Raw genomic sequence first — 10,686 nt, forward strand, 5'->3', positions numbered from 1 at the left:
GGCCGGCCGGAACATACGCTTATCCTTAAGCAAAGAGGAAAAGAGCGCGATGTCGAAACCGTCCCTGGTTTGTGCTCGCGAGAACTGGCGGGCACAGTAACGAGGCGAAAAAAAGATAGCTGTAGGGGGATTCTTCAAAATCGGAAGGACATTTCCTTTACAACAGCCTGCCGTTCAACAGACGTAAAAAAGCCGCGATCAACGCGGCTCCTCCACATCCACCTGCCCTACTTCGGCTCAGGCTTCTTAAACGCATAAAGATGCTGCTGCACAATCCCGCCCGGCAGCTCTTTGCCAAATACGCCATAACGCACCGGCCATTCTTTCGGCGGGAGCTTGAAGGTGCCGAACAGCATGTCCACCAGTGGCGTGTGGATCGCGTAGTTCTTGTAGATGTAGTCCTTGTGCCGGGCGTGGTGCCAGTGGTGGTAGCGCGGCAGCACGATCAGGTAATTCAGCCAGCCACCCTTGATCCGCACGTTGGCGTGGGCCAGTACGGCTTGCACGCCGACCAGAATCACATAGGCATTCAACGCCTGCGGCGCAAAGCCCAGCAGCATCAGCGGCACCAGTACGCCGGTGCGGGTCAGCAGGATTTCGATGAAATGCACGCGGGATCCGGCCAGCCAGTCCATGTGCGTGCTGGAGTGATGCACGGCGTGAAGGCGCCACAGAAAAGGTACAACGTGGTACAGCCGATGCAGCCAGTACTGACCGAGGTCCGCCACCAGCACCGCGAGCAGGAACTGCACCACCAGCGGCAGGCTTTGCACGCTGGCCTGAAAGCCCGGCGACACGGCCCAACCGGCGATGTAGCTCGACGAAGCGGTGATGAAAATCAGGATGAATTGCACCAGCATGTGACTGACAAAAAAGTAGGTCAGGTCAGTGCGCCAGTGCGGTCGCAGAATGTTTTGCTCGGGGTCCTTGGCATACAGTTTTTCCAGAGGAATAAACACGATGGCCGAGACCAGCAGCGCCAGGACAAACCAGTCCAGACCCAGCGAGTACGGGGTCTGCCCGATTGCACTGACCTGCACGTTGGTGCCGCCGAGAAATACCGCCAGCCCCGACGCGACCAGCCCGGTGATCCCCAGACGCTTGCGTTTGTTGAGCAGGATATTCAGGGTACCGAGGCTGAACGACAGCACCAGCCCCAGCAACAGCGTGGTACGCGCAAACTGTTCGTCGTAGACCTTGCGCAGTTCAGCAGTGGTGAGCCACTCGGGAAACAGGAAGCACAACACCGCGAGCAGGCTCAACAGCCCGAGCGTGGCCGAGATATAACCACTGACCCGCCCCTCACCAAACTTGAAGGGGGCGTGGCCGTGCCGCTGAAAATAGGCTTTGACTCTTTCCATAACTGATCTTCCGTGAATGCGAAAACTGCGATTGGTCAATGCGACGCAGGCAGGCACAAAAAAGCCACGGTTACCGTGGCTTTTTAGGGGTCACTGCTTCGGCGCGGGGGCCGGTGCAGTCGCCGGGGGCGTTGTCGGCGCCGGCGCCGCACTTCCCGGCTCGGCCGGTTTAGGTGCCGCGTCGTCGAACAGGTTCAACCGTTCACGCAACTCGTGGGCAGGCACCGGTTGCTGATCGGCCGGCAGTGCGTTCGGATCGACCGGTGGCGTTGCAACGGCACCATTTTGCCCTTGCTCTGCCGGTTTCGCCGGTTCGGCACCTTGCGCACCTTCGATGGCTGCCTGAGCCTTCTTGGTCAGCACGACAATGTCGATGCGGCGGTTGACCGGATTGAACGGGTTCTCCTTGTCGAACAACGCCGACGAGGCATAACCCACCACTCGCGCCACCTGCTCCTCCGGATAGCTACCAGCGACCAATGCGCGGCGAGCGGCATTGGCACGGTTGGCCGAGAGTTCCCAGTTACCGTAATCACCACGGCCAATGTATGGCTGGGCGTCAGTGTGGCCGCTGATACTGATCTTGTTCGGCACCGCTTTGATGGTGTCGGCCATGGCCAGCAGGATGTCTTCGAAGTACGGCTTCAGACGTGCGGAACCGGAGTCGAACATCGGCCGGTTCTCGGCGTCCATGATCTGGATGCGCAAGCCGTTCGGCGTGATCTCGAAGAGGATCTGATCCTTGAACTTCTGCAGTTGCGGGTTTTCGTCGACCTTGTTCTGCAACTCTTGCAGGAGCAGTTCCAGACGCTCCTTCTCGACCTGCTCGGCCATGCCTTCGACCTGATCGGTGTCGACGGTGACCTTGTCCGGTTGTGGCTGGGATTTCACCTCGGGGTTGAGGGTATTTTCCGGGGCCAGGGTCGGTGTACCGCCCAGATCGATGATGTAAGGCGTGCCACTTTCAGAGAAGCCGACCGGGTCTTTGAAATAGCCGGCGATGGCGATCTTCTGCTCCGGCGTTGCGGTGGACAGCAGCCACAACACCAGGAAGAACGCCATCATTGCCGTGGCGAAGTCGGCGAAGGCGATTTTCCATGCCCCGCCGTGGTGCCCACCGGCTATGCGCTTGACGCGCTTGATGATTATCGGCTGATTATTTTCCATGGCTTAACGACCGCGAACGGCTTGTTCCAGCTCGGCAAAGCTTGGACGGTGCGCCGGGTACAGCACCTTGCGACCGAACTCCACCGCCAACGATGGCGGCATGCCGGAAGCCGAAGCCACCAGCGAGGCCTTGATGGCTTCGTAGACGTTCAGTTCTTCCTTGGCATCGTGGGCCAGGGAATGCGCCAACGGGCCGAAGAAACCGTACGCGGCGAGAATACCGAAGAAGGTACCCACGAGCGCCGCACCGACGTGCAGACCGATGGACTTCTGATCGCCCTCACCCAAGGATGCCATGGTCACCACGATACCCAGTACCGCCGCGACAATACCGAAACCCGGCATGGCGTCGGCAATGCCGTTTACCGCGTGGGACGGGTGCTCAAGGTCTTCTTTGAGGCTGTACAGCTCCATGTCGAACAGGCCTTCGAGCTCATGGGGAGCCATGTTGCCGGAGGACATGATGCGCAGGTAATCACAGATGAACGCGGTCATGCGTTCATCTTTAAGGACTGCCGGGTACTTGGCGAAAATCGGGCTCGCGGCGGCGTCTTCGATGTCGCCTTCAATGGCCATCATGCCTTCGCGACGGCTCTTGTTGAGGATCTCGTAGATCAGGCCGAGCACTTCCAGGTAGAAGGTGTGGCTGAAACGCGAACTGAACATGCTCAGGGATTTCTTGAGCACGTGCATCGTCATGTAACCGGGGTTGGCCTGGAGGAATGCACCCAGTGCCGCACCACCGATGATCATCACCTCGAAGGGCTGGACCAGGGCGGCAATCTTGCCGTGGGAAAGCACGTATCCGCCGAGCACGCTCGCGAATACGACGATGATGCCGATAATTTTAGCCATAGGTAGAAAGTACTTATTTAAGTCGGGTTCAAGGTCATATTCGGAAGTTAAAAAATCTCTTCTTCTACTTATCGGCAAAACTGCGCCAGACTATAGCCAGTTCAGGCGAAAAGCCAATTTAGCCCATGCCGGGCGCGTCTACAGTCAGTGAAGATCTCGTCCAGACATGGCTAATGAAACGAACGTCCCACACGTAAAACCGACCACCCTTGAAGGCTGGGTGACATGGCTCGATAGCGTGCGCCTGCCCGTGCCGCAAGACGCTCACGACAAAGTCTGCCGGGCCATTCGTGACAACCGCAGTTCTCTGCGCGACATCGCTGACCTGATGCAGGACAGCCCGGCGCTGGCCTTGAGCATCATCCGTGAGGCAAATCGTCACACCCACGGCACGATGAGTACACCGGCGGAAAATCTCGAAGTGGCGATCAACCGTCTCGGCCTCGCCCGCACCGAAGAACTGCTGGCACGCCTGCCTGCCGAACCGCAGATGCAGATTCCCAAGGCCCTGCGGCAACTGCAAATGATCAGCCAACACGCCACGCAACAGGCCAACGGTTTTTTTGCCAGTCGCCTGGCGCGGCTGTGGCAGGACATTCATTGGGGCAGTCTGCTGTTTCTCTCGCCGTTGTGGCCGCTGGCGCTGACGTATCCACAGTTGCTTGAAGAGTGGGAACTGCGGGTTATCCACAAGGGCGAGTCGGCGCGCACTGTCGAGAAACAGTTGTTCGGCGTGCGCCTGCTGAAAATCGCCGAGGCGCTGGTGCACGTATGGCACCTGCCGGTCTGGGTGCAACAAGGCTACAAATTGCTGCTCGGCGAGCGCCGCGAATTGGTCAAGGTCCTTAGAATCGCCCGCGACAGCGAGCACCCGTTACGTCAGCAAAATCGTCTGGACGATGATCCGACGTTGCGCCGCTGGCTCAATCAGCCGGCCAACACCGTGCTGCTGGCCAACGGGCTGGCGCTGTCGGCGCAACAGGCGTGGGACAGTCCGCACAGTAAGCGCTGGCAGTACCTGACCAGCCTTTATCTGCAAATTTCGATGGACGAGGTGCAGCAGCAATTGCACCAACAGGCTGCCAACAGCGCGCGTCACCATGCGCTGCCGGATCTGTGGCACCCGGCCATTTCGCTGCTATGGCCGTGGGGCACTCATCGCTTGCCGGCCGGAATGCTCCCGGCCGCCGCCCCCAGCGCCGAAGATCTGACGCAGTGGCGCCGGCAATGCGCCGAACTGCTGGCCGAGCCGAGTCGCTTCACCAATGCCATGAGCCTGACCGTTGCCGCCCGTGACGCCCTGGTCGCCAGCGGCATGCATCGGGTGATGATCCTGATGGCCGATCGCACCCAGTCCAATCTGCGCGTGCACCAGACCTTCGGCCTGCCAAAAGAAGCGGGGGCGCTGAACTTTGTGGTCAGTCAGAGCAAAGTCCTGCAACGGCTGCTCGCGCAACAGGCGCAGGTACGGATCAACCCGCAAAACGACGGACAATTCTCTGCCCTGCTGCCGCCGAACCTGCGCTCGCTGTTTCGTGGCGAGCACCTGTTCCTGCGCTCACTGGTCAACAATGGCCGGGTGATCATGATCGTCGTCGCCGATCAGGGCGGTGGCCCCTTCGCCGATATCACCGTGCAAGCCTTTGGCAAAACCGCGCAATGCATCGAAAAAGCCCTGCACAGCTTTAGCAGCCGTGGCCGATGAGGCTGCGCTACAATCCCCCACTTTGTGCTCTGGAGACCTCACATGTCTGACTTCTCTGGCTTGCCGCTCGTGATCGAACCGAGCGACCTGCTCCCCAGGCTCGAGGCAAGCGATCTGATTCTGGTGGACTTGACCAGTGCCGCCCGCTACACCGAAGGACACATTCCCGGGGCGCGGTTTGTCGATCCGAAACGAACCCAGTTCGGCCAGCCACCGGCGCCGGGACTGTTGCCGGCCAAAGCCGATCTGGAAGCGTTGTTCGGTGAACTGGGCCATCGCCAGGACGCGGTCTACGTGGTCTATGACGACGAGGGCGGCGGCTGGGCCGGACGCTTCATCTGGCTGCTCGACGTGATCGGTCACGACAAGTACCACTATGTCGATGGCGGTCTGCCGGCGTGGCTGGCCGATGGCATGCCGATGTCGATCCAGGTACCTCCTGCCGCCGGTGGTCCGGTGGCATTGACGCTGCACGAAGAACCGACCGCCACGCGCGAATACCTGCAAAGCCGTCTCGGCGCCGCCGACCTGGCGATCTGGGATGCACGCGGGCCGCTGGAATACTCCGGCGAGAAGGTCCTGGCCGCCAAAGCCGGCCATATTCCCGGCGCCGTCAATTTCGAATGGACGGCGGGCATGGACAAGGCGCGTCAGTTACGCATTCGCACTGACATGCCGCAGATCCTCGAAGACCTGGGGATCACCAAGGACAAAGAAATCATTACCCACTGCCAGACCCATCACCGGTCGGGCTTCACTTATCTGGTGGCCAAGTCCCTCGGTTATCCGCGAGTCAAAGGCTACGCCGGTTCCTGGGGCGAATGGGGCAACCACCCCGACACGCCTGTCGAGATTTAAGGTTTTTAAGGACAACTAATGAAAGAGCGTCTGTTTATCCTCAGCCAGTACCTGCTGCCTCATCATTTGCTGTCGCGCCTGGCCGGCTGCATTGCCGAGTGCCGCGTGCGCTGGTTCAAGAATGCATTCACCCAGTGGTTCGCCAAGCGCTATCAAGTGGACATGTCGCAGGCACTGGTTGAAGACCTGACTGCCTACGAGCACTTCAACGCGTTCTTCACCCGCGCCCTGAAAGACGGCGCGCGTCCGCTGGACGAAACCCCGGGCGCAGTCCTCAGCCCGGCCGACGGTGCCGTCAGCCAGCTCGGCCCGATCGAACACGGTCGGGTGTTCCAGGCCAAGGGCCACAGTTTCAGCGTGCTGGAACTGCTCGGCGGTGACGCGGCAAACGCAGCGCCGTTCATGGGCGGCGACTTCGCCACCATTTACCTGTCGCCGAAGGACTACCACCGCGTACACATGCCGCTGGCCGGCACCCTGCGTGAAATGGTCTACATCCCGGGCCGGATCTTCTCGGTCAACCAGACCACCGCCGAAAACGTCCCGGAGCTGTTCGCCCGCAACGAGCGCGTAGCGTGCATTTTCGACACCGAACGCGGCCCGATGGCGGTTGTTCTGGTGGGCGCGATGATTGTGGCTTCGATCGAAACCGTGTGGGCCGGCCTGGTCACGCCGCCGAAACGCGAGCTGAAAACCTTCCGCTACGACGAAGCCGCCCGCGCGCCGATTCATCTGGAAAAAGGCGCCGAACTGGGCCGTTTCAAGCTGGGTTCGACCGCGATCGTGCTGTTCGGGCCGGATCAAGTGAAGTGGGCTGAAGAACTGGCGGCTGGCTCGCCAGTGCAGATGGGCCAGGGTTTGGCGCTGCCAAAAGCCTGAGTCTGATGTAGCCACTGATCCGCCCGTTCGCACGTCTGCGAATGGGCGGATACGACTCGCGGGGACCGTTACTCTATTTGCCCACGAAAGCCGATTGGCCCTTCGTTGGCATAGGTATTGGTGCCACTGAGGTTTTTCCCTCCATCATTGGAAGTGACGCTCAACGCGACAACGTTCTGATTGTCCCGTCCGCCAATGACCCACTTGCCGCCCGGATGCCACGGGGCATCGTTGCCACCCCACTGATTCTCGACGTTGTACTGGTTTTGGCCTGTGCGTTGCGCCTTGAAGCCAATGGGCCCTTCACCGGCGTAGGTCATGGTGCCGGTGAACGTTTTGCCGTCGTCGCCGGACTTGATCTCGATGGCCACGACGTTCTGGTTGTCCCGCGCGCCCAGCACCCAATCTCCACCTGGATGCCAAGGGGCCGAACTGCCGCCCCACTGATTTGCCACTACATATTTAGACATGAACCTCATCTCCTTGAAGTTATGAAGAGACCTGCCCGCTATTGGCAACAGGCCGTACGACCGTGCGTATCCGATCGCACGCCTAAGAGCCTAGTTGCGCCTACGGCATGGCAACGAGCAAGCAGACAAACGGTAAAAAACCCCACAGGAACCCGCGAACCCGGCCACAGCTGCTAGAGTTTTGTGCATTGCCCCATTCGTTTCCGGAGCTGGTCATGGCATGAGTGAGCCTCAATTCCAACCGACATTACGCGCCCCGACGCCAACGCAAACGCGCCTGTCGTTCTGTGAACACACCCCGCGCGATCTCAAACGCTGGATCGCCGACCTGCCCAAAGCCAACATCGGCGAAACCGCCCGCCTGTTGTATCAAGGCCTGGGCGAACTCAATCTGTTGCTCACCCCCAGTGACAATCGCCTGCAACTGCTGGAGCTGCTGCGCCCTGAGGTGTACTTCGTCTGCCAGCATCTGGAGCGGCACTTCCTGCATCAGGCGATCATGCTCGACGAGCGCTCGCGCAAGATCAGCAACCTGTGTCAGGCGCTGCAAGGTCATCTGGCCATCGGCTACAAACAGATCGTGTTGCGCATTGCGCCGAAGTACAGCAAGGATCGCGCAGCACTTGTCAGCCAGGCCCTGCAACGGGCAGCCCATGCACTTAAAGCTCAAGGGGTGCGCGCCGCGCAGTTGTACAGCTCGCCGCCGGAGCATCTGTGGTTCGAGCTGCATCAGCTCTATCGAATAGCCTGTCAATTGCAGTTGCAACAGCGCCAGGTGCATGACGATCTCGCCAGCCTGAGCACCGAGTTGAGCCTGGAACAGACTTACATCGCCGCCCTGCTATTGGGCTGCGCCCGCTGCAATCAACTGCGACAGAACCAGATTGCCCGACTGGCAGAAGTGATCGAGCCGTGGAGTGCTTTGCTCAAACTGCATCCCGGTAGCCCGGACGAGGGTTTGTTTGCGATCAGCGCCGAACTCGATGCCGGGCCGCGCTATCGCAACATGTTCCGCAGTGAGCAGAAAAATGCACTGCTCGGCTTCGATCCGCAGCCGCTGGTGAATGTCATCGAGGCATTTCTGCAGCGCCAGGACACGTCGACGCCGCTGCCCGTCCCTGCCGGGCTGAGCTTCGACACCCTGCAACACTTGCATGCGACCTGGGGCCAGGCGGCCGAGCGCAGTTTTCAGCGCACCGTGGGCCAAGGCAGCCTGACCGTGTGCGTGGGCATGAGCGCCCTGCACTTCTATTTGGGTGGTGAACGCACGTTCAGCGAACTGCTCAAGCACCCCGGCGCACGCGCGGCAAACTTCAGCAGCGCCGTGACTCAAGGTGAAAAGGACAGTTGGAGCCAGGCGTTCGACGCCGCGCCGCAAAGCAAGGCCGATGAGTTTCTGCCCTACGAAGAAATTCAGTACGACCAGTTGGTGGAGGACGACAGCAGCACCGACAGCACGCCACACTATCCGACGTATGCTCTGCCTGTGATCAATCACAGTCCCGGTGGTTATTGCCTGGGCTGGCCGAAAGAAGTCCCCGTCGAGCTACAGACCGGGGAAATGCTCGGGATTCAGGACAGCACGAATCAGGGCTGGAGCATCGCGGTCATTCGCTGGATCCGGCAGGTGCGCGGCAGCGGCACGCAGATGGGCATTGAACTGGTGGCGCCCCATGCACAACCGTGCGGTTTGCAACTGGTGCGCTCGCGGGACGATCACAGCCACTATTTACGGGGATTGCTACTGCCGCAGATCAGCTCGATCGACTTGCCGGCCACCTTGCTGGCGCCGCGTTTACCCTTTCAGGAAGGCAGCAAGGTGCTGATCAACACGCTGGGCGAGGAGCACCCCGCCGGGCTGGATCGACGGGTGGCGAGTACGCACAGTTTCAATCAGTTTGCCTATCGCTCGCTGGAGGCGGCGTCGCAGAGCGGGAGCGAAGAGGATTTCGATTCGTTGTGGAAGTCGCTTTAGACCGGGTTGCGCCCTTCGCGAGCAAGCCCGCTCCCACACTTGAAATGCATTCCAAAGTGGGAGCGGGTTTGTTTGCGAAGAGTCCGACGCAGGCCCTGGAGAGTCAGAGCTGCCCGTCGCGATCCCGGAAGCCCAGCAGATACAGCACGCCATCGAGCCCAAGGGTGGAGATCGCCTGCTTCGCCGACTGCTTGACCAACGGCTTGGCGCGAAACGCCACGCCCAACCCGGCAATGGCCAGCATCGGCAGGTCATTGGCGCCGTCGCCGACCGCAATGGTCTGCTCCAGACGCAAACCTTCCTTGTGCGCCAGTTCTTTCAACAGGTCAGCCTTGCGTTGCGCATCGACAATCGGCTCGATCGCCACGCCTGTGCACTTACCGTCGACCACTTCCAGTTCGTTGGCGAACACATAGTCGATACCGAGTTTGGCCTGCAATTGCTTGGCGAAATAGGTGAAGCCGCCCGACAGGATCGCGGTCTTGTAGCCCAGACGCTTGAGTTCGGCGAACAGGGTTTCGGCTCCCTCGGTCAGGCGCAGCGAAGCGCCGATCGAGTCCAGCACGCTGACGTCGAGGCCTTTGAGCAGCGCCAGACGCTCTTTGAAGCTGGCGCGAAAATCCAGTTCGCCCGCCATGGCACGTTCGGTGATGTGCGAAACCTGCTCGCCAACTCCGGCCGCCTTGGCCAGTTCATCGATGACTTCGGCTTCGATCAGCGTCGAGTCCATGTCGAACACCGCCAGGCGACGGTTGCGACGGAACAGCGAATCTTCCTGGAAGGCGATGTCGACGTTCAGTTCCTGCGCGACGCTGAGGAACTCGGCACGCAGCGCCTGCGGATCAGCCGCTTCGCCCCGCACGGAGAACTCGATGCAGCCCTTGCCCTGGTCGGCCGGGGTGTCGAGCGGCATACGACCCGACAGACGGTCGATGTGATCGATGTTCAGGCCGTATTTGGCGGTGATCGAACTGACAGCCTGCAATTGGCCAGCCGTCACTTTGCGCGTCAACAGGGTGACGATGTGGCGTTTCTTGCCCTGATTGCCCACCCATTGCTGGTAATCCTCTTCGGACACTGGGGTGAAGCGCACTTGCTGATCAAGCTCGTAGCCCTTGAACAGGATGTCCTTGAGCACCGACTTGCCTTGCAAGGAATCGGGAATTTCAACCAGGATGCCAAACGACAGGGTGTCGTGGATCACCGCCTGACCGATGTCGAGAATGTTCACACCACCCTGGGCCAGAACACCGGTAATGGCCGCCGTCAGACCCGGACGGTCGACTCCCGTGATGTTAATCAGGACGATTTCGCGCAACGCGCACCCCCGCAACTGGAAAAAAACCGCTTTCTACCCACTTTAAGTGACCAGCGGGCCCCGCGAGCGCTTTGGCGGGCTCGGGCCTGTCGCGATTC

General features: G+C 60.4%; 9 protein-coding genes. 4 read left to right on the plus strand and 5 right to left on the minus strand.

What is annotated here, in order from left to right:
• Positions 1–227: 227 nt before the first annotated feature.
• The 3 genes from ACIOWA_RS26350 to motA form a co-directional block, all read right to left on the minus strand.
• Entirely contained in the window at positions 228–1,361 is a 1,134-nt protein-coding gene (locus tag ACIOWA_RS26350; RefSeq protein ID WP_339432314.1) for a sterol desaturase family protein, read from the minus strand.
• Between the two features lie 90 nt (positions 1,362–1,451).
• A complete protein-coding gene (gene motB / locus ACIOWA_RS26355) occupies positions 1,452–2,528 on the minus strand; it encodes a flagellar motor protein MotB (RefSeq protein WP_339432313.1) in 1,077 nt (358 codons plus the stop codon).
• 3 nt (positions 2,529–2,531) lie between these two features.
• Positions 2,532–3,383, minus strand: coding sequence for a flagellar motor stator protein MotA (gene motA / locus ACIOWA_RS26360; protein ID WP_339432311.1), 852 nt, complete (start codon positions 3,381–3,383; stop codon positions 2,532–2,534).
• Positions 3,384–3,549: 166 nt separating this feature from the next.
• Here motA and ACIOWA_RS26365 point away from each other — a divergent pair, with 166 nt between their 5' ends.
• From ACIOWA_RS26365 to asd, 3 genes are read left to right on the plus strand one after another with little or no spacing between them, the layout of a single operon-like run.
• Positions 3,550–5,088, plus strand: coding sequence for an HDOD domain-containing protein (locus ACIOWA_RS26365; protein ID WP_339495011.1), 1,539 nt, complete (start codon positions 3,550–3,552; stop codon positions 5,086–5,088).
• Positions 5,089–5,130: 42 nt separating this feature from the next.
• On the plus strand, positions 5,131–5,946 hold the full coding sequence (rhdA, locus tag ACIOWA_RS26370; protein WP_339432309.1) for a thiosulfate sulfurtransferase: 816 nt from the start codon (positions 5,131–5,133) through the stop codon (positions 5,944–5,946).
• Positions 5,947–5,964: 18 nt separating this feature from the next.
• On the plus strand, positions 5,965–6,825 hold the full coding sequence (gene asd, locus ACIOWA_RS26375) for an archaetidylserine decarboxylase (protein ID WP_339432308.1): 861 nt from the start codon (positions 5,965–5,967) through the stop codon (positions 6,823–6,825).
• A gap of 68 nt (positions 6,826–6,893) precedes the next feature.
• Here the strand turns inward: asd and ACIOWA_RS26380 are convergent, their stop codons facing one another.
• Complete coding sequence (locus ACIOWA_RS26380) at positions 6,894–7,295, minus strand: lectin OAA (RefSeq protein WP_221731209.1); 402 nt, start codon at positions 7,293–7,295, stop codon at positions 6,894–6,896.
• Between the two features lie 220 nt (positions 7,296–7,515).
• Here ACIOWA_RS26380 and ACIOWA_RS26385 point away from each other — a divergent pair, with 220 nt between their 5' ends.
• Positions 7,516–9,270, plus strand: a complete 1,755-nt coding sequence (locus tag ACIOWA_RS26385) for a molecular chaperone (RefSeq protein WP_401162706.1) — start codon at positions 7,516–7,518, stop codon at positions 9,268–9,270.
• Between the two features lie 103 nt (positions 9,271–9,373).
• Here ACIOWA_RS26385 and serB read toward each other — a convergent pair whose 3' ends face one another.
• Positions 9,374–10,588, minus strand: a complete 1,215-nt coding sequence (gene serB, locus ACIOWA_RS26390) for a phosphoserine phosphatase SerB (protein ID WP_339432306.1) — start codon at positions 10,586–10,588, stop codon at positions 9,374–9,376.
• Positions 10,589–10,686: the final 98 nt, after the last annotated feature.

Origin of the sequence: Pseudomonas sp. NPDC087614, assembly GCF_044743485.1 — a bacterium.
GTDB lineage: Bacteria > Pseudomonadota > Gammaproteobacteria > Pseudomonadales > Pseudomonadaceae > Aquipseudomonas > Aquipseudomonas baetica_A.